This window comes from Bacillus sp. 2D03 (assembly GCF_003946765.1).
In the GTDB taxonomy this organism is placed as follows: Bacteria; Bacillota; Bacilli; order Bacillales; family Bacillaceae_G; genus Bacillus_A; species Bacillus_A cereus.
On record NZ_RPSJ01000004.1, the window covers coordinates 209,798 to 228,036 of the forward strand.

An 18,239-nucleotide genomic window follows, 5' to 3' on the forward strand; every position below is an offset into this window, starting at 1 on the left:
TTTTTTTCACGTATTCAACTTAACAAATCTATAACCGTGCGTCACTAATACTTTTAATATCGCATATCCTGGAATGGCTAAAATAATGCCCATAATCCCGAATAAGTTTCCGGCAGTTAAAATGATAAAAATGATAGTAATCGGGTGAATATCTAACTTTTTCCCCATAACTTGCGGAGAAATAAACTTACCTTCTGCTAATTGTACAACCATCATAACGATAATTACTTTTAACACCATTGCTGGCGAGTCGATAAATGCGATAATTAACGCTGGTGTAATGGCGATAATTGGTCCTACGTACGGAACGATATTTACAATCATCGCTAAAATAGCAAGCAGTACAGCATATTTAATACCGATAATAAGGTAACCGATTAATAACATAATACCGATAAACAAGCTCACGATAATTTGCCCTCTAATATACGAGCTAATCGCATAGTGCATATCATCTAGTATTCTCATTGCTGCTGGTTGTCTTTGCTCTGAAATAAACTTTAAGAAGTGATTCGGCAATTGTTCGCCATCTTTTAAAAGATAGAACAATATAAATGGAACCATTACAAATGTTAAAACAACCTCTGTAATAGTACTCAAAAATCCAGTTACATTCCCAGTTACTGATGATAATGACTTTGTAAAATCAACTGTGTATTCTTTTACCATATTCGCAACATTAATATTTAAATTCTCCTGAATTTTACCGAGTAAATTACTTTCCCCGAATCTACGTGCTGCTTGTTCAATCTCATGGCCAAAATACGGTAAGTTATCAATTAATGCATCAATTTGATCTTTAATAATAGGGATAACCGTTACAACTAAAAATACAAATAATCCTAGTACGATTAAATATATGGAAGCTATCGATACGATTCTTGAAACACCTTTCTTTTCTAAAAGCGAAACGAATGGATGTAAAATATAGAATAGTACGCCTGCTAATAGTACTGGGAAGAAAATTGTTTTTAAAAATACGATAAACGGTGTAAAAACAAATGATATTTTTGTTAGCAATAAAATATTAATGAACAATAACGCAAATCCAAGTAATACCGCCAAATAATTTTGTTCTCTAAAAAACTTTCTTAACTTATCTCTTTTTCTTATATTTATTTTCTCCAATGAAACCACCTCTTCGAATGATGAAAAGCCCTTATTCAGGGCTCTTCATCATAATCTATATATCTATTTCTTTGCAGCTTTCACTACAAATGATACAATAAAAATTAACACGATTGCACCTAATAATGCTGGCACGACATGAATCCCACCAAATGATGGCCCAAAGGATCCAAATAATCTACCACCTAACGAAGCACCTAATAAACCTGCGATAATATTTCCGAACATACCACCTGGGAAATTTTTACCCGTTATAGAACTAGCAATTGCACCTATAATAGCACCAACTATTAATGTGATAATCCATCCCATTTTTAGTCCTCCATTTCTATTATAGTTTGTATGATTTAATACAAACATATGTATTTATCATTGCTAATCATATTTCACTATAGAAATATATTTACTACTATTTTACATATGGAGATACATATATTATATGCAAAAAAGAAAAATATTGTCAAACTCACCCATAAAGCAATTATATTTATATACCATATTTAAAGGAGGCTTCATTATCTATGATTCTTAAGTTAAATTCCACTTCTTTTGAAGTAGCAACATCCATTTTACAGGTTCAAATTCCAGCTTATAAAGTTGAAGCAGACTACTTAAATAGTACTGCCATACCTCGTTTATATGATACTGTAAACGATATTCAAAGTTGTGTTGAAACATTCTATGGATATTTTTCTGAAAATAAACTTGTCGGTTTTATTTCTTTTGTACAAGAAGAAAAACTAATCGATATCCACAGGTTAGTTGTATCCCCCGATTTTTTTCAAAAAGGAATCGCAACGAAACTCCTAATTTATATATTTAACATGTTTCCCTCTTCAATGACATACATTGTACAAACAGGTAAAGCGAATACCCCTGCTATTACTTTATATAAAAAACACGGATTCATTACAGTATCAGATACAATACTTCCTGACGGTATGATTCTTACACAATTAAAAAAGACAGAATACACAAAATAATTTGACTTGTTTGCTCCTTTATGTTATTTTTTACTTTATAAAACCTTTTGCTGAGTCCAAATTTTGGAGCGGGGGAACCATTTTTGTAGCTATGCTACTTGGGGCGAATCTTTTTTAAGTAGGGAAACTCTCACTTCCCGAGTCCGACAGCTAACCTCGTAAGCGTAATGGGAGAGGAAGGTGCTTTTTGCCTATGTTACACATTTTGCCTCCTTAATTATAAATATGGGATCGATATCAAATAGTCACCTATATTTATAGAAAAGGAGAATGTATTATGTTACGTTTATCTGATCACGCAATAAAAATGATGGAGCAAAGACTCCGAATTGAAAAACAACGCACATATCAAGCAAATAAAGTTGTAGATAACTTACATCACAAATACTTCTTTCAGCATATTTTTCAACCGAAAAGATAAAGTAAATGTTTATTTAATATTAAAAAACACAAGGTGTGTCTTACAAAGGCATTCCTTGTGTTTTTTATATTCTTTATAAAATTCTCACTACATTTAAGCTTGCTGTAATGGCACCTGCTATAGTAGTCACATGCCCTACACCTAACGGGCCATTTTGTAATATTAATGTTGAATTGGCACTCGTCACATTCACAAGAAGTGTATTTGAAATGGCTGGTTCGATTACTACAGTTGATGTCGTTACGTTTTGTATAAAACTCCCTGTTAGTTGCGTTCCATTTAATAGCAACCTAACAGATACTGTCTCATTCCCACCAGTCGCGTCCCCTTGGAAATAGTAGCTTACTAAATATATTCCTGGTGTGGATACTGTGACAGTTGTAGCACTAGTTAAAGATACACCAGTTCCATATACAGTGGATCCAGAATTAATTGGGATGTTGGCATTTGCTGCAATTGTACTTGTTGAGGTAGAGAAGAAATAGCCGCCACCTGTTGAAATGGCAGACGATCCAGTTGCACCGGTTAAGCCGGTTGGGCCCGTAGCACCTGTTGGGCCTGTTACTCCCGTTCCCCCTGTTGCTCCTGTTATTCCTTGGATTCCTTGGATTCCTGTCGGTCCTGTTGCACCAGTCGCTCCTGTCGCTCCTGTTGCGCCGGTTGCTCCCGTCACACCTTGTGGGCCTTGAATTCCTTGGATTCCTTGTGGGCCTGTTATTCCAGTCACTCCGGTTGCTCCCGTTGGACCCGTTATCCCTTGCGAACCTTGAATTCCTTGGATTCCTTGTGGACCTGTTACTCCCGTAGAGCCGGTCGCTCCTGTTGGGCCTGTTACTCCTTGTGGACCTTGAATTCCTTGAGGACCTTGAGGGCCCGTTACACCTGATATTCCGGTTACACCTATTTCTCCCTGCATTCCTTGTGCACCCGTTTCCCCTCGCTCACCTATTTCTCCTTGTATTCCTTGGGCGCCCTGTATACCTTGACTACCAGCAGGGCCTGTAATTCCTTGTATTCCTTGCATACCTTGTAATCCAATATCGCCAACAGGACCTTGCTCTCCAATTAATCCTTGAGGACCTTGTAAGCCGACCGGACCTGTAATTCCTTGCTCTCCAGTATCACCAACGGGACCTTGTATCCCTTGAGCTCCTGTTGTCCCTCGTGGACCTTGTATTCCCCTGATACCTTGAGGGCCTTGTGGACCAGTTGCTCCTGTAGGCCCAGTAATTCCCGGGGGTCCAACCGGACCTTCATGCCCTCCAGTTGGACCAGTTGGACCACTATTACCCGTCGGACCCGTTGCTCCTATAAGCGGAAGAGGCAGTGCCACTCCAAATTTTTTGCACTTTCTATGATGACGCACAACAATCCCCCTCCCCAAAAATAATTACACTTTTTATATGAAATGCATTTTTATAAGAAAAGTACATCTCTGACCTTATTTTTTTAAAAATAAAGAAGCCTATCATTTCATCTATTTGAAATGATAGGCTTCTTTTATAAAAAACACTTTACTTTCTAACTTTAATAATAAAAGTAGTCGGCACCATTCTAGCTTTATATAAAGAATAATACTTCGTAGAAGGCATCGCTAGTTCTTCATCAAACGTGCTATACGGTTCAGGTTCTTCTATTCTCTCAATTGTAAAGCCTGCTCTATTTAACTCATTTATATATGTACTTATTTTTCTCTTATATAATTTCGCTTGTACATTTTCTCCTTTAAATGTTTCAAACGTAATGGACGTTTCCTCATGATAAGAAGACTTTATAGCAACTTCTTCTGTACCATACTGTAAATTTGAATATACTGGGTGCTCCCAACTAAAAATAAAACTTCCTCCTGGCTTTACATACGAATAAATCAGTTCCAACGTTTTTCTTAAATCCGAAGTCCAATTTAATGCATAAATAGAATATACAATATCAAAATACCCTTTCGGAATATTCAATTCCTCTTCCATTTCTCCCCATACTAACTTTGGATCCCAACTCTTTAACGTTTCATTCGCTATTTCAATTTGTGCACTTGAAAGATCAAGCCCCAATATCAAGAACTTTTTTATTTCTGATTGAATCTCATCTTCAGACGCTGTATATTGGGCATATTTAGGTAAACAATCAACTTGAAAGATAATAAGGTGCAACTGTATCCCAACACTTTTTATTTATAGCTAGCATTTGTGTACCTTTCATATCATTCCCCCCATCCATTTTTCTTTCTCTAATATTACTTACATCCCATAACCAGATCGCCCTTTTCTCTTCGCCCGGTAGTTTTTCACTTTTGCAATCGTACCGCACGCTCTTCCTCCTTCTTCTCCAGCATACATACCGCACCATCTTTTACTTCCATTTCGCGAATGATCATAAAATACCCAGCGACAATCTGGACATGCTTTTAACCTTCCCCACACATTTTCTTGAATTGACATTAACACAATACTTAACACTTTTGTATACACATTCTCTTCATATACTGGTTCATATGTAATACCTTTCATATCATCCTTTATATGTACATGAAATGGGTATTTCTCTAACCACTTTTGCAATGATTCTCCGCCTTCAATTGCCACCCGAATATCTTCTCGAAAACTTTTTAGTTCCTCTATCGTATAAAATGGAAGCTCTTCATGAAAATATTTATTCATAAATTGCTTTATATCATCTTCGGTCTGCAACAAATCAACTGCTTCTCTCGTATCATTTGGTATTTTCCATTTATTTAAAAATTCTCGAATATATTCTAGTTCATTTGGTGCATTTTGATTCAATTCCATCCACCTTCTTCTTAAAATTTACTTTTTTCTGACTTTATGTATAATTATAATATAAAACTGTTAACCATCAAAATATTTTACTGGTTACAATATTAGGAGGAGTTCTATGAAAAGTTTCTCAATACCGATACGTTTCATGCTTATTTCTTCATTTTTTATGTCTTTTGGGTATTTTGCGGTATACGCATTTTTAGCTATTTATCTATTAAACTTTCTCCATTTTTCAGCTGTTCAAGTAGGAACAGTGTTGACGGTTATGACAATTACATCACGAGTTCTCCCTTTATTCTCAGGATTAATTGCTGATAAAATAGGCTATATCATTATGATGATAGCCGGATTATTTTTAAGAGGAGTCGGATTTATCGCTTTAGGGATATCCTCTGATTTCTATACAATTTCTATTTCTTCTGCACTTATTGGCTTCGGAACTGCATTTTACGAACCTGCCGCTCGCGCTATATTTGGCTCACAGCCAGCTCATATGAGAAAAAATTTATTTACATATTTAAACCTTAGCTTCAATTGCGGTGCAATAATCGGACCAATTGCAGGAGGGTTCTTACTCTTACTCGATCCAATCTATGCTTTCTCTCTAACAGGATCCCTTATGCTGTTATTCGCTTTCATCTTTTACTTACTTAAAAATCACTTCCAAGTCACTACTGAAAATACATCTATTACATTAGGAATACAGGCTATTTTACAAAACAAACCTTTCCTTTTGTTTTCATTTATCATGATCTTCTTCTATATTATGTTTACTCAGCTTACTGTCGCACTTCCACTTCATATGAAAAACATTAGTAATAGCAATCAGCTTGCTACACTCGTTATTACAATAAATGCAATAACAGGCGTCATATTTATGGTGTTATTTCGAAAACTATTTCATAAATACAACACACTTTCAATTATTAAATACGGTGTTTTATTAATGAGTATTTCCTTTTTACTCATTCCTCTATCTCAACACCCGTATTGGCTATTTATTTGTGTAATTTTATTTACAATTGGTGAAACACTCGTATTACCTAACGCTGATATCGCTATTGCAAATTACAGTAATGAATCCTATACAGCTACTTACTTCGGATTTTATCAACTATCACTCGCATTTGGTTTTATCATCGGTAATTATACCGGTACATCTTTTACATCCAACTTAAGCGGCATGTATACACCATGGCTTATTTTTGGCGGAATAGGACTTATTGGTTTTATTTCACTACATATTTTAAATATTAAACAAGGGGACTCTAAAGAGGATATATACCTATATAATGATACGAAACACCTTTAACACATTACAATTGAGCTAGTACCTTTAGACAAAAAGTCTATAATAAAAAATTCGACCGTCATATGTGACAGTCGAATTTTTTATTCTTCATATTCAAGATGATTATGTGTTTTACAACCAAACAAATAACAAGCCCCTATATGATAAGTTTCAAATTCTAACCCTGGAACATATCCAGATTTAATACGTTCTATCATTTTTTTATAACAATGATTCTCTTCTGTATATTCTTCAATTAACTCTTTCTTATCTTTTTCCGTCCAGTTTTCTTCTACTTCTTCATTCTGGACATCTTCTATTTCTGCTGTTTTCGCTTCAATAGATTCCCGTATAACTTCATTCATACGGGAAAAATCATTAGCTTTATATAGAGCATACACAAACCTACTAATCCAGTTAGGACTTTTCCAAACTTCTTTGTATCCCTTTTCGAACCATTCAATTGCTTCTTTATAGCAATTCAACTCAACATATAAATCTGCTACATTAATTTCCCCTAAAAAATTATCAGATTCCCTGTTAAAAGTATCTAACTTCTCTTTTGCTTCTGTCGTTCGTTCTAAATCAATTAAACATTTTACATAGCTATACATGATATAGTCCGAATCCCCTGCAACTCGTAAAAAAAATTCCGAAGCTTTTTCCAGCTCTCCAAGGTTATAATGAGCTACAGCTACATTATGATATGCTTCATCCGATGGTTGAATTGAAATAGATTTTTGTAATACTTCTTTCGCTTCTTCCCACTTTTTTTGTTTCATATAAATTTCCCCTAACATGTTATAGGGAAAGTATGAAGAAGGATTCAACTTAACAACTTCTTTTATTAATTCAAGAGCTTTCTCATCATTCTCTTCCTCATAAAAGTACATCCAAGCAAGATTATTGAGAGATTGTACCCCTCTAGATTCATGTACTGCTCGATGAAACAGTTCCATTGCTTCCTCACATTTATTTTGTTCAAACATTTCAATTGCCTTCTCGTTAATGTTCAAATAACTACCTCCGAAGTGAATAAATTCATCTACGCTTTATCATTATTTTAAGATGTAAAAATTGAAATTTCTATAAAAAATTTCTTTATCCTGTCTATATTTCGAATAAAACAGAAGCTTACATACACAAATTTACAACAATAAGTAAACTTTTCAATCTCCCTTAAATTGGATATACAGCCTTTTTAACTTTACATATTATGGTATAATTAATTATAGTACTAACTAAACATTTACGCTGGACACTAGCAGTCTAACAATACCAAAATCAATTGAAATCGGGGGATGTTATGAAAAAGAAATTAATTCTTCTATTCATCGGAATCATATTATCAGGATGTTCAACTATAGCAGAGAATTCTTTAGAAACCGGGAAAGGCAGTATGGAATTATTAACACCAACGATCACAACAAAAGATAATGAGTTAGAAATTAAGACCGAAGGCATTGATGAAAATAAAGTAACTTTTATTTATGTTGCTAATAAAAAAGTATTGGAACAAAAGCTAAAGAATGGTGAATCCTACAAACTTAACATTAAAGATATCGAACACGCTCATCGGACAGACTACAAACCAAAAGTTCAACTTTTCCAAACGAAAGATGATAATGATGATGGAGAAATGGTAACGTTTAAACAAGTTAGATATACAGTTAAAAACTAATTTTAAAGTTGTTTCATTATAAATGTAACGAACGAAAATATACTTTTAACAGTAGATACATGTAAGGGGTGCTAACATGAAAAAACGATGGATTTCTTGGTGGTTTGGTAACATATTTTGGATTATCGTTTTTGGAATATGGGCCGCTATTATTTGGCTACGAGATGTTGATGGGGCCGGTGTTACTCAAACACCCGAAATTAAATCAATATCACTTATCGTTTTATTAATTGCGTTTATCATACCGGTATTTTTTCAAATTATATGGCTAATCATTAATTTGAGAATGAGTAAAAAAAATAATTATACGATTTAGTTTTTTTGAATTAACAGATGAATATTTTTCATAAAAAAAGAGAGAAATCTACATCAAAATAGATTCCTCTCTTTTACATTTGGACTTATACTGCGCTTTTAATGCAGCACTACTCCTCTTTTTTACGATGCATGTTCATCTTTCTTTTTCATTAACGCTCTTTTCTTCATCGCCTTCGTTAAATATCCACCCTTAAATGAGCGAATTTCATACGAAGACATAAACGCTTTCGGTGCAATTTCATTAATGATTTCTAAAAGCTCTTTCTCTCTAGAACGCTTTGCAACGATATCTAAGCGATAACGTATAGAATTAATACCTTCGCCTTCAAATACTGTAACGCCAAATCCAGAGTGACGTAATTCATCTACTAATTCATTACAACGGTCTAGTAAACTAACTTGATACGTAATATAACCAATTGCTAATTTATTCTCTATATAACCGCCTAATAACAGTCCCGCACTAAAGCCAATGACATAGGCAACGATGTTCATCCAATTTGATAAATCTTGAAACACAATACCTAAACTGACAATGTAAATAGCTCCTTCTAACAATCCAACACCAGCAGCGGATCTTGTTTGATTCTTTACAAGCAAAATCGTACGGATTGTTAATATTGGAACGTAAATAATTTGAAGCACAAAAATAAGTAGCGCTTGTAACATTAGTATCCACCTCTTTCAAAAAGTCTTTTGTCATAATAACATACATAACCTTTAGAAATCGATGGGTTTTTTAAAAAATTTTTATTATTTTTCATAGTATTGAAAAACACAAAAAAGAAGCGTATTATATTTGTCGTTAATTTGGTTACTTGTATCAAATTACTAAAATAAAAAAGGAACCCGATTAGGTCCCTTTCATCATAGCTCTATGTTTTTCGAAGCATGTTCCCTTTGCTTCTCTTCTTCTTTCACTAACTGCATATTTGCATACGCTAAATTTGCAATCATTAAAAAGTGACCACCTAAAATACCTGTACCGAATGCCCACATTTCCATTTCATGCTCAATTTCATACATGATGATAGCTCCTAAAATAGCAGCTGCAAATCGGTTTAAAACTCCTAATCCAGGAGCCTTTTCCTTCATTACGATACTTTTTCCGAGTTTTTCCACTCTGCGAGCTAATAACCAAAGACAATAGGCGCTTACTGCTAATCCAATACCGAACCCTGTCACTTGTTTTCCAAACGGAGTAATCGTCCACATAAGTAGTAAACCACTAAAGATTACATACAATTGTAATCGATATACACGTAAGGCTTCTTGAATCAAAATATCCGCTCCTAAGTTCTCATTTTTTGTACTTTTAGAAGAAAAGCAGCAACTTACACAGTTGCTGCTTTCTCTTCTTCTTGTTCTTGTTCTTGTTCCATCTTACGAATTTCAACACGTTTAATTTGGTAAGCGTCTTTTTCTAACACTTTAAATTCATAACCTTCCGCCTCAACGTGTTGTCCTTCTTCGATTTCATGATTTTGCATCATAATCCATCCACCGATTGTATCCACATCATCTTCTTCGATGTGTAATCCAAATAAATCTTTCACTTCTGAGATAAGCACTTTTCCATCAACAATGATATGTTGCTCGTTTACATGTTGGATTGGTGGTGCTTCATCTTCATCATATTCGTCACGAATTTCGCCGACGATTTCCTCCAAGATATCTTCAAGCGTTACAATTCCGGCTGTTCCTCCGTACTCATCATATAAAACAGCCATCGGAATTCGCTTCTTCTGCATTTGAAGTAATAAATCGTGAATTGGAGTCGTTTCCATCACTTCAATAATCGGACGCATATACGAGCGAATAGATGATAAATCTTTTTGATCCTCGGTCATATATCGAATAAAGAAATCTTTTACGTTGACCATACCGATAATATCATCTTTATCTTCTCCAAAAATCGGATAACGTGTGTATCGCTCATTTTGGATTACTTTCATGTGTTCTTCTACTGAATCTTCCAGGTAGAAACCAACGATTTCTGTTCGCGGTACCATAATCTCTTTTGCAATACGATTATCAAATTCAAAAATGTTATTTACATACTTGTATTCAGCTTGATTAATTTCGCCACTTTCATAGCTATCTGAAAGGATAAGACGTAATTCTTCTTCTGTATGAGCTACTTCATGTTCTGAAGCTGGCTTTAAACCGAATAAACCAGTTATCACACGTGCTGAACCGTTCAATACCCAAATAAATGGATACATTACTTTATAGAACATCATTAATGGACCTGCCAATAATAACGTTACCCTTTCAGCCTTTTGAATTGCCATCGTTTTCGGGGCTAATTCCCCTACTACAACGTGTAAATACGTCATAATCATAAAAGCAAGACCAAATGTTAATACTGATGAAATAGAAGGATTTAAGTTCCATTTCTCAAATAACGGGTGTAATAACTTTTCGATTGTCGGTTCACCTAACCAACCTAATCCCATAGCTGTAACTGTAATACCTAATTGACAAGCAGATAAATATTCATCTAAATTTGTTGTTACCTTTTTCGCTGCTAAAGCACCGCGTTTTCCTTCCGCAACAAGCTGATCGATACGACTTGAACGTATCTTTACAATCGCAAACTCTGCTGCTACGAAAAATCCAGTAAATGCGATTAAAATCGCAACCATGACTAAATTAAATATTTCCAATGAATCCCCTTAGTTAAAAAACTAAGGTGTCCACCTCCTGTATACTATAATGTTTTCTTATTTGTTCGTTAGAAAACATAGCCCGATACAAAAATTAAAGAGGTCGGATTTCACTTATTCTATAATAATAGAGCAAGTGTCTGTATTAAAGCTGTCGTTTGACCAGATAAAGATTTCGATATTTTTTCACGTTGTGAATCAGTCAATCCATCTAAAAGCGGCTTTAACTCAGTAAGCTCCACTTCTAATTGATGAATATGGTCTGTCACTTCATTCACTTGTTTCGAAACGTGTTCATTGATACCGAGCAGCTTCTTCTTCTCCTCGATTTTCTCTTTAATCTCACAAAGCGGCATATGCATTTCTTTGCACTTCTCAATAAATTGTAATGTCTCAAATGCTGTTTCGTCATAATAGCGATAATTAGATTGAGATCGCTCCGCTTTTAAGATACCTAGATTCGTATAATAATCAATCGTTCGTTTCGACACGTGAGCCATGAGAGCCAACTGTCCGATTCGATACACCTTCCCAACGATCTTCCCCCCTTGTTTATATTACTTACATCATACAACACATAAACTGTACAGTCAAACGTGACGGTTTATTATTCACAATTTATACAAAATTCCAATCTCCTCCTATGATGATTCAATACGAGTAATCTACACTTATACAATAAAATTACTAAACTACTACCTAATCACTACATTGTCTGCCACTTTTAACCTTTCTTATTTAAAAGCATATCCTACTAATAATGATTGCTTGTATAGGAGGGAATTAATATGAAAAAGACAATCATTTCTCATTTTTATAATGAAGAATACCTACTTCCATGGTGGCTTATGCATCACACGAAAATATTCGATCACGGCATTTTAATTAATAGAGGGTCTACAGATCGTTCCGTAGAGATTTGTAAACTATTAGCACCCCATTGGGAAGTACGAAATTCAAGATTTCTTGAGTTTGATCCAACTAATACTGATATTGAAGTGATGGAAATTGAAAGAGAAGTTTCAGGTTGGAAAATCGTTTTAAATACTACTGAATTCTTTTGTTGTAATAATACTGAAGAATTTTTTTCATCTCTTCATACACTAGGCCAAAACATGTATGCGATTAGAATGATTTTAATGATAGATAATCATAATTATAATTATTCAAAGCCTAGATATTCTATCCCCTTAGTAGAACAGCGATACCACGGTGTCTTCCCTTATAACCCAAATCTCGGATGTGCTTGGAGATTTATTCACAATCATCTAGACGGTGCATATTTACCTGGTAGACATCATTCGCGGCACGGATATATAATTTATGACTATCCTTCATTTATTTTAAAATTTTATTTTAGCCCTTGGAATGAACAATCAAAGGCAAGAAAATTACAAATTACACCTACCCTTTCAAAAAGGGGTGTTCAAATGGGACTTCAAACACATTACGGTCAATCTCCCGAAGTACTGGACATACGTTTTTTAGAGCTTAGTAACCTAACACAAGACCTCCGTCATAACCCTGAATATCAAGAATTATTTCCAAAATTCAAACCGTAATATTTTCTGCATCGTCATCACCTCAAACATTTTCATTCACTTAATCAAAAACAATTTCATTTGCATAAAACATGAATACTATATAAATAATAAATTTTTATTTTAGGAGGAAAAAATGAAAGCTGTTATTCTTGCTGGTGGGTACGGTACAAGAATTGGGGAAGAAACACATTTAAAACCGAAACCTATGATTGAAATTGGAACAAAACCTATTCTATGGCACATTATGAGTTTGTATAGTCATTACGGGATTACTGAGTTTATTATTTGCTTAGGCTATAAAGGATATGCAATTAAAGAGTTCTTTCTAAATTACAACTTACACATGTCTGATTTCACAATACAGTTAAACGATAATACAATTACTAGCCATTCTCATCGTGTAGAACCATGGAAAGTTACACTAATCGATACTGGTGTAAATACCGAAACGGGTGGCCGAGTGAAAAAGATTCAAAATTATGTCGGAGATGAACCTTTCTGCCTCACTTATGGTGATGGATTAAGTAATGTAAATATAAAAGAACTTATTACATTCCATAAAAAACATGGAAAAATGGCTACTGTTACTGCCGTACAACCTCCTGGTAGATTTGGTTCTCTCATATTAGATAAACAGTCTGTAACATCTTTTCAAGAAAAACCATTAGGTGATGGCGGATGGGTTAACGGTGGATTTTTTGTTTTAAATCCTGAAGTTTTCAATTACATTAGTGGAGATAAGTCTGTTTTTGAAACAGACACTTTAGTTCAGTTAGTAAACAAAAATGAATTGGCCGCATATCAACATTCTGGTTTTTGGCATCCGATGGATACATTGCGCGATAAAAATAAATTAGTCGAGCTATGGGAAAGTAATAACGCTCCGTGGAAGGTTTGGTAATATGGCTTCATCATCTTTTTGGAATAAGAAAAAAGTATTTATTACGGGACACACTGGATTTAAAGGCTCCTGGCTCACCCTTTTCTTAAGTTCTTTAGGTGCAGAAGTAGTAGGCTTTTCTTCTCATCCCCCATCCATTCCTAACATTTTTGAACAAGGTAACGTAGCAAAAGAGTGCACGACAATGAAAGGCGATATTACAGATTACCATTCTTTATTTCATGCCATGAAGCAACATAAACCTGACATAATATTTCATTTAGCAGCTCAGCCAATCGTAACCGCTTCATACAAAAATCCTATCGATACATTCAAAACGAATGTTTTAGGTACTGTCCACGTGCTAGAAGCAGCAAAGTCCGTCGAAAGCGTACGTGCCATTATTAATGTGACAAGCGATAAATGTTATGAGAATGACGGTAGTGGCGACCGAGCGTTCGTGGAAAATGACCGACTAGGAGGTTTCGACCCTTATAGCGCTAGTAAAGCTTGCGCTGAAATAGTGGCAACATCCTATCAAAAATCATTCTTCCGCACTAATACCCAGAAACTCGCCTCAGTCAGAGCTGGTAACGTCATCGGCGGTGGTGATTGGGCAGAAGATCGATTATTCCCTGATATCATTCGGGCATATTTGCACAATCATACTTTGTGTATTCGAAACAAATATGCCGTCCGTCCGTGGCAACATGTTTTAGATCCTCTACATGGCTATATCCTTTTAGCTGAGAAACTTTGGAATGATGCTAAATATGCAGAAGCGTGGAATTTCGGCCCAATGAATGAACCTAACAGAACCGTTCATGATGTCATTGAATCTGTAATAAAATTATGGAATAACCCACTAACAATCATTTCCTCCTCTACAAATACTCCTTATGAATCACCTGTTTTAACACTCGATAGTACAAAAGCAGTAAACAAACTCGGCTGGACTCCTAAGTTATCAACAGATGATGCTATCGCTTGGACTGTTGATTGGTACAAAAAATATGCATCTGGTGAAAAGATAGAATCTTTCACACGACAACAAATCGATGCATTCAAAAATTTATAAGGGGGCTATAAAATGGAACAGAAAAAATGCCGTTTTTGCCACTCATTACTAACCAACACTTTTTTAGATTTGGGCGTTTCCCCTCTTGCTAATTCATTTGTAGCTCCTGAAAGCTCATATAAAATGGAACCTTTTTATCCGCTGCACACATTTGTTTGTAACTCTTGTTTACTCGTACAGCTAGATGAATTTGAATCTCCACAAAATATTTTTCATAACTATTTATACTTCAGCTCTTACTCCTCAAGTTGGCTACTACACGCTAAACAATATGTAGAAATGGCGATTAAGCGTTTCAACTTAACGAAACATTCAAAAGTGATTGAAATCGCAAGTAACGATGGGTACTTATTACAATACTTTAAAAAAGAAAATATCGAGACATTGGGAATTGAACCCGCGAAAAACGTAGCAGAAATTGCTATCAAAAAAGGAATTCCTACTCATGTGAATTTTTTCAGTAATGACTTAGCAAAAAAATTGCCACAAGCTGATTTAATCGTCGCAAATAACGTATTAGCACACGTTCCAAACTTGCATGATTTTGTTGCCGGTTTAAAAACGTTATTAAAACAAGATGGCACGATAACAATTGAATTCCCACACTTATTAAACCTCATATCCTTTAAACAGTTCGATACTATCTACCATGAGCACTTTTCCTACTTCTCACTTATAAGCCTTCAAAAAGTTTTAAGTTATCATCATTTACAAATTGTTGATGTAGAAGAACTATCAACGCATGGTGGTTCCTTACGGATTTTTGTAAACCATCTAAGTGCCCAATCAACTATCCATTCCAATGTTACAAAATTAATTCAAAAAGAAGTCGACCACGGGTTAGATACTTTAGATTGCTATCTCCTTTTTTCTAAACGCATCGAACAATTGAAAATAAATATTTTAAAGTTTTTTATTGAAGCGAAAGCTTTAAACAAACAAATTATCGGTTACGGTGCTCCAGCTAAGGGAAACACCTTTTTGAATTATTGCGGGATAGGTAAAGAATTTCTAGCTTATACAGTAGATAAAAATCCTCACAAACAAAATCTCCTTTTACCAGGAACTCGTATTCCAATAAAATCTCCAGCAGAAATTAAACGTACAAAACCGGATTACATTTTCATACTTCCTTGGAATTTGAAAGACGAAATTATGAAAGAATGCTCTTTCATTCGTGAATGGGGCGGTAAATTTTTAGTGACGGTTCCAGAAGTTGAGGTGATCGAGCCATGAAGAAAGTTGTTGTAACAGGTGGTAGTGGCTGGATAGGTAAATATGTTGTACATTCACTTATACAAAAGGGATATGAAGTGCACGCCACGTATAATAAAAATAAACCCTCTCACCTCCCTTGCCATTGGCATAAAGTAAACTTGCTTCGCGATGACGAAGTAAAACAATTCATTTCGGACGTTCAGCCTAGCCATCTCATTCACCTTGCTTGGGAAGCAGTGCCACCAGCATGCTATGTATCTATTAATAATTACTATTGGCTAAAGTCTAGTATTTCATTGATTCAACACTTCACAACATGCGGCGGAAAGCGTGTTGTCGTTGCAGGTACTGGCGCAGAATACGAATGGTTTAACGGCGTATTATTTGAAGATTCACCGCTCCTTTCCTATAAAACCCCGTATTCTTTATGTAAAAATGCACTGCACTCCTGGCTAGAAACGTATGCACAACAAACAGGCCTCAGCATGTGTTGGGGCCGCATTTTTCATATGTATGGCCCTCACGAACAAGGTAATCGGCTCGTTTCTAACATTATCACTTCCTTATTAAAAAACGAGGAAGCACTATGTACACATGGAAAACAATCGAGAGATTTCCTCCATGTGAGTGACGTCGCTGACGCTCTCGTAACAATATTAGAACACGGCGTTACAGGCACCATCAATATCGCTTCTGGTCAATCTGTACAAATTAAAGAGTTAGCTTCTATCATTGCTAAAAAGATAAGAAAAGAACATTTAATTAAACTAGGTGCAATCCCTTTCTCTAAAGATGAACCTTTATTTGTCGGGGTTAATGTAGAACGTTTAAAAACTGAAGTAAACTGGAAACCAACATACGATCTAAATACAGGAATTGAAGAAACAATTTTATGGTGGAAATCATTTATACAAAAACATAACGATATGCATCATTAAAACGTAAATCCTTCGTTCCTCTCGCTAATTCCTTATACCATTCTTCTAATCTTTCCGGCGTAACAATATGATGCGTACCCATTCCCCCATGCTTACTAGCTTCAGAAAGAGTCGGACCAATTTGTAATTTTCTCTTTCTCATCGCATCGTTCCACGGACTAAACCCATACCATAATATACAGGCAAGAGGTGGATAAATCATCGATTCATGCGCAGATAAATGTCTTCCAACCGTATAACTTCCATGCTCATGATTATGAATAAATCTGCCCCTTCTCCATAGTCTCCACTCCTCTGGTAAATAACCATGAAATCGCTGTTTCATTAAAGGTATTCTAAAGTTAAGGTCCGGATAGTTGTAGTTAGGATCATCAACCATAATAAGCCCGTCCAGCCAATACATCCTCCCTCCCAATTCATCTAGTGATTTCCAAAACTGATTTTTATCTTGCATGCAAAGAAACTCAGTCGTATTTAAAACCATTTTCCATCCTTGTACTTCTTGTTCTATCCTCATCACTTCATGATCTGTCGTATATGCATCAAACTCTGGATTTACAGAATCTCGCACTTCCCAATGCGGTGCGAATTTTTTACAAATCTCAACCGAACGATCTGTTGAACCTTTATTAATTAAAATACCATGATCAAAAAGTTTCGTATGATGCATAAGCCACCATGGCAATAAATACTCTTCATTGTAAAAATGCGAAATAACGGTTGTAGTTATAATAATCTCCTCCTCTTTCTCTATTAATCTACTTTTTATCCTACAACCAATATACTCATAAGCAAAAATATGTTTCCTAATTATTAATCAAATATTATTATTAATATTTTTGTAAGTTTTCCTTTGGTACCCAGCCTTTCTCACCATCTCTTCCTTCGCACCAAACCCATCCATTCAATTCTTCTAATCCGATCACTCTTTCTCCAATACTCACATTTAATTCTTTCGCAGTATATTGTTTTATAATAATTCCTGTTCCATTCATATCTTTTTTTATAATTTGCTCCGGAACCCATCCTGTCCGGTCATATTTCTCTTCGTGACAAAACATCCAGTTTTCCCAGTTTTCCGGACCAACGTAACTCTCTATCATTTTCACTACATCCCCCTCTTCTAAGCGAATTGGATTAGGATAATTGCTAACATGTGATTTTATAACGATATATTTCATAACACCCTCCAATAATCAGAAAATTAAGTTATAATATCATTATAACTTAAAGAGGAGGAATGCACGCATGTACTACAACACTTCATTCGAAAACGATCAACCTGTAGGCCGTCTATAAACTAAGACGGGCAA

20 protein-coding genes, 3 pseudogenes and 1 riboswitch are annotated in these 18,239 nt (G+C 35.1%); of the genes and pseudogenes, 10 read left to right on the forward strand and 13 right to left on the reverse strand.

Features of this window, described 5'->3' with window-relative positions; all coding sequences use genetic code 11:
• Positions 1 to 6: 6 nt before the first annotated feature.
• Both EBQ15_RS11595 and EBQ15_RS11600 read right to left on the reverse strand, forming a co-directional pair.
• Entirely contained in the window at positions 7 to 1,128 is a 1,122-nt protein-coding gene (locus tag EBQ15_RS11595; protein WP_000411483.1) for an AI-2E family transporter, read from the reverse strand.
• Positions 1,129 to 1,191: 63 nt separating this feature from the next.
• Positions 1,192 to 1,440 carry a GlsB/YeaQ/YmgE family stress response membrane protein gene (locus EBQ15_RS11600; protein ID WP_000539730.1) on the reverse strand — a complete coding sequence of 83 codons (249 nt, stop codon included), beginning with the start codon at positions 1,438 to 1,440 and terminating at the stop codon, positions 1,192 to 1,194.
• Positions 1,441 to 1,649: 209 nt separating this feature from the next.
• Here EBQ15_RS11600 and EBQ15_RS11605 point away from each other — a divergent pair, with 209 nt between their 5' ends.
• Together EBQ15_RS11605 and EBQ15_RS31130 are read left to right on the forward strand one after the other, a co-directional pair.
• Positions 1,650 to 2,111, forward strand: a complete 462-nt coding sequence (locus tag EBQ15_RS11605) for a GNAT family N-acetyltransferase (RefSeq protein ID WP_000601232.1) — start codon at positions 1,650 to 1,652, stop codon at positions 2,109 to 2,111.
• Between the two features lie 38 nt (positions 2,112 to 2,149).
• Positions 2,150 to 2,292, forward strand: a riboswitch (cyclic di-AMP (ydaO/yuaA leader).
• A 96-nt stretch (positions 2,293 to 2,388) separates the two neighbouring features.
• Complete coding sequence (locus EBQ15_RS31130; protein WP_000945243.1) at positions 2,389 to 2,532, forward strand: hypothetical protein; 144 nt, start codon at positions 2,389 to 2,391, stop codon at positions 2,530 to 2,532.
• 73 nt (positions 2,533 to 2,605) lie between these two features.
• Here the strand turns inward: EBQ15_RS31130 and EBQ15_RS11610 are convergent.
• The 4 genes and pseudogenes from EBQ15_RS11610 to EBQ15_RS11620 form a co-directional block, all read right to left on the reverse strand.
• Positions 2,606 to 3,844: pseudogene (locus EBQ15_RS11610) on the reverse strand (collagen-like domain-containing protein); the annotation flags it as partial.
• A gap of 202 nt (positions 3,845 to 4,046) precedes the next feature.
• A pseudogene (locus tag EBQ15_RS11615) lies at positions 4,047 to 4,583 on the reverse strand (class I SAM-dependent methyltransferase); the annotation flags it as partial.
• A gap of 30 nt (positions 4,584 to 4,613) precedes the next feature.
• Positions 4,614 to 4,731: pseudogene (locus tag EBQ15_RS32020) on the reverse strand (class I SAM-dependent methyltransferase); the annotation flags it as partial.
• A 38-nt stretch (positions 4,732 to 4,769) separates the two neighbouring features.
• Entirely contained in the window at positions 4,770 to 5,312 is a 543-nt protein-coding gene (locus EBQ15_RS11620; RefSeq protein WP_001072924.1) for a CGNR zinc finger domain-containing protein, read from the reverse strand.
• 112 nt (positions 5,313 to 5,424) lie between these two features.
• Here EBQ15_RS11620 and EBQ15_RS11625 point away from each other — a divergent pair, with 112 nt between their 5' ends.
• Positions 5,425 to 6,621, forward strand: a complete 1,197-nt coding sequence (locus EBQ15_RS11625) for an MDR family MFS transporter (RefSeq protein WP_000834825.1) — start codon at positions 5,425 to 5,427, stop codon at positions 6,619 to 6,621.
• 80 nt (positions 6,622 to 6,701) lie between these two features.
• Here EBQ15_RS11625 and EBQ15_RS11630 read toward each other — a convergent pair whose 3' ends face one another.
• Positions 6,702 to 7,616 carry a tetratricopeptide repeat protein gene (locus EBQ15_RS11630; protein WP_001024442.1) on the reverse strand — a complete coding sequence of 305 codons (915 nt, stop codon included), beginning with the start codon at positions 7,614 to 7,616 and terminating at the stop codon, positions 6,702 to 6,704.
• Positions 7,617 to 7,906: 290 nt separating this feature from the next.
• Here EBQ15_RS11630 and EBQ15_RS11635 point away from each other — a divergent pair, with 290 nt between their 5' ends.
• On the forward strand, positions 7,907 to 8,281 hold the full coding sequence (locus EBQ15_RS11635) for a hypothetical protein (protein WP_000727843.1): 375 nt from the start codon (positions 7,907 to 7,909) through the stop codon (positions 8,279 to 8,281).
• Positions 8,282 to 8,357: 76 nt separating this feature from the next.
• Entirely contained in the window at positions 8,358 to 8,597 is a 240-nt protein-coding gene (locus EBQ15_RS11640) for a DUF3923 family protein (RefSeq protein WP_000747669.1), read from the forward strand.
• Between the two features lie 122 nt (positions 8,598 to 8,719).
• Here the strand turns inward: EBQ15_RS11640 and EBQ15_RS11645 are convergent, their stop codons facing one another.
• From EBQ15_RS11645 to EBQ15_RS11660, 4 genes are all read right to left on the reverse strand, one after another.
• On the reverse strand, positions 8,720 to 9,268 hold the full coding sequence (locus tag EBQ15_RS11645; RefSeq protein ID WP_000938438.1) for a DUF2179 domain-containing protein: 549 nt from the start codon (positions 9,266 to 9,268) through the stop codon (positions 8,720 to 8,722).
• A gap of 198 nt (positions 9,269 to 9,466) precedes the next feature.
• On the reverse strand, positions 9,467 to 9,880 hold the full coding sequence (locus EBQ15_RS11650; RefSeq protein ID WP_000613876.1) for an ATP synthase subunit I: 414 nt from the start codon (positions 9,878 to 9,880) through the stop codon (positions 9,467 to 9,469).
• 53 nt (positions 9,881 to 9,933) lie between these two features.
• Positions 9,934 to 11,268, reverse strand: coding sequence for a hemolysin family protein (locus EBQ15_RS11655; RefSeq protein WP_000402260.1), 1,335 nt, complete (start codon positions 11,266 to 11,268; stop codon positions 9,934 to 9,936).
• 119 nt (positions 11,269 to 11,387) lie between these two features.
• On the reverse strand, positions 11,388 to 11,795 hold the full coding sequence (locus EBQ15_RS11660; protein ID WP_000285635.1) for a MerR family transcriptional regulator: 408 nt from the start codon (positions 11,793 to 11,795) through the stop codon (positions 11,388 to 11,390).
• 261 nt (positions 11,796 to 12,056) lie between these two features.
• On the opposite strand from EBQ15_RS11660, the gene EBQ15_RS11665 reads away from it, so the two are divergent.
• The 5 genes from EBQ15_RS11665 (at position 12,057) to EBQ15_RS11685 (ending at position 16,926) form a co-directional block, all read left to right on the forward strand.
• Positions 12,057 to 12,830, forward strand: a complete 774-nt coding sequence (locus EBQ15_RS11665) for a glycosyltransferase family 2 protein (RefSeq protein ID WP_000750973.1) — start codon at positions 12,057 to 12,059, stop codon at positions 12,828 to 12,830.
• A 115-nt stretch (positions 12,831 to 12,945) separates the two neighbouring features.
• Positions 12,946 to 13,713 (forward strand): glucose-1-phosphate cytidylyltransferase, encoded by a 768-nt coding sequence (gene rfbF / locus EBQ15_RS11670; protein WP_000648807.1) that lies wholly within the window; start codon positions 12,946 to 12,948, stop codon positions 13,711 to 13,713.
• 1 nt (position 13,714) lies between these two features.
• Entirely contained in the window at positions 13,715 to 14,770 is a 1,056-nt protein-coding gene (gene rfbG / locus EBQ15_RS11675) for a CDP-glucose 4,6-dehydratase (protein WP_000168657.1), read from the forward strand.
• A gap of 12 nt (positions 14,771 to 14,782) precedes the next feature.
• Positions 14,783 to 16,006, forward strand: a complete 1,224-nt coding sequence (locus tag EBQ15_RS11680) for a class I SAM-dependent methyltransferase (protein ID WP_000435775.1) — start codon at positions 14,783 to 14,785, stop codon at positions 16,004 to 16,006.
• Positions 16,003 to 16,926: an NAD-dependent epimerase/dehydratase family protein gene (locus EBQ15_RS11685; RefSeq protein WP_000758367.1), complete on the forward strand. Its 924-nt coding sequence runs from the start codon at positions 16,003 to 16,005 to the stop codon at positions 16,924 to 16,926. The genes EBQ15_RS11680 and EBQ15_RS11685 overlap by 4 nt, the downstream gene beginning before the upstream one ends.
• Here the strand turns inward: EBQ15_RS11685 and EBQ15_RS11690 are convergent.
• Positions 16,895 to 17,695 carry a glycosyltransferase family 2 protein gene (locus EBQ15_RS11690; RefSeq protein WP_082186600.1) on the reverse strand — a complete coding sequence of 267 codons (801 nt, stop codon included), beginning with the start codon at positions 17,693 to 17,695 and terminating at the stop codon, positions 16,895 to 16,897. The two genes, EBQ15_RS11685 and EBQ15_RS11690, sit on opposite strands and share 32 nt — an antisense overlap.
• Positions 17,696 to 17,756: 61 nt before the next feature.
• Entirely contained in the window at positions 17,757 to 18,107 is a 351-nt protein-coding gene (locus tag EBQ15_RS11695; protein ID WP_000875291.1) for an SH3 domain-containing protein, read from the reverse strand.
• Positions 18,108 to 18,239 lie beyond the last annotated feature (132 nt).

Bases quoted from the DNA above. Each gene is read 5' to 3' on its own strand.
- EBQ15_RS11625 (WP_000834825.1), top strand. From the start codon at position 5,425: ATGAAAAGTTTCTCAATACCGATACGTTTCATGCTTATTTCTTCATTT.
- EBQ15_RS11635 (WP_000727843.1), top strand. From the start codon at position 7,907: ATGAAAAAGAAATTAATTCTTCTATTCATCGGAATCATATTATCAGGA.
- EBQ15_RS11665 (WP_000750973.1), top strand. From the start codon at position 12,057: ATGAAAAAGACAATCATTTCTCATTTTTATAATGAAGAATACCTACTT.
- EBQ15_RS11605 (WP_000601232.1), top strand. From the start codon at position 1,650: ATGATTCTTAAGTTAAATTCCACTTCTTTTGAAGTAGCAACATCCATT.
- EBQ15_RS11640 (WP_000747669.1), top strand. From the start codon at position 8,358: ATGAAAAAACGATGGATTTCTTGGTGGTTTGGTAACATATTTTGGATT.
- EBQ15_RS11600 (WP_000539730.1), bottom strand. From the start codon at position 1,440: ATGGGATGGATTATCACATTAATAGTTGGTGCTATTATAGGTGCAATT.
- EBQ15_RS11680 (WP_000435775.1), top strand. From the start codon at position 14,783: ATGGAACAGAAAAAATGCCGTTTTTGCCACTCATTACTAACCAACACT.
- EBQ15_RS11685 (WP_000758367.1), top strand. From the start codon at position 16,003: ATGAAGAAAGTTGTTGTAACAGGTGGTAGTGGCTGGATAGGTAAATAT.
- EBQ15_RS11695 (WP_000875291.1), bottom strand. From the start codon at position 18,107: ATGAAATATATCGTTATAAAATCACATGTTAGCAATTATCCTAATCCA.
- EBQ15_RS31130 (WP_000945243.1), top strand. From the start codon at position 2,389: ATGTTACGTTTATCTGATCACGCAATAAAAATGATGGAGCAAAGACTC.
- rfbG (WP_000168657.1), top strand. From the start codon at position 13,715: ATGGCTTCATCATCTTTTTGGAATAAGAAAAAAGTATTTATTACGGGA.
- EBQ15_RS11645 (WP_000938438.1), bottom strand. From the start codon at position 9,268: ATGTTACAAGCGCTACTTATTTTTGTGCTTCAAATTATTTACGTTCCA.
- rfbF (WP_000648807.1), top strand. From the start codon at position 12,946: ATGAAAGCTGTTATTCTTGCTGGTGGGTACGGTACAAGAATTGGGGAA.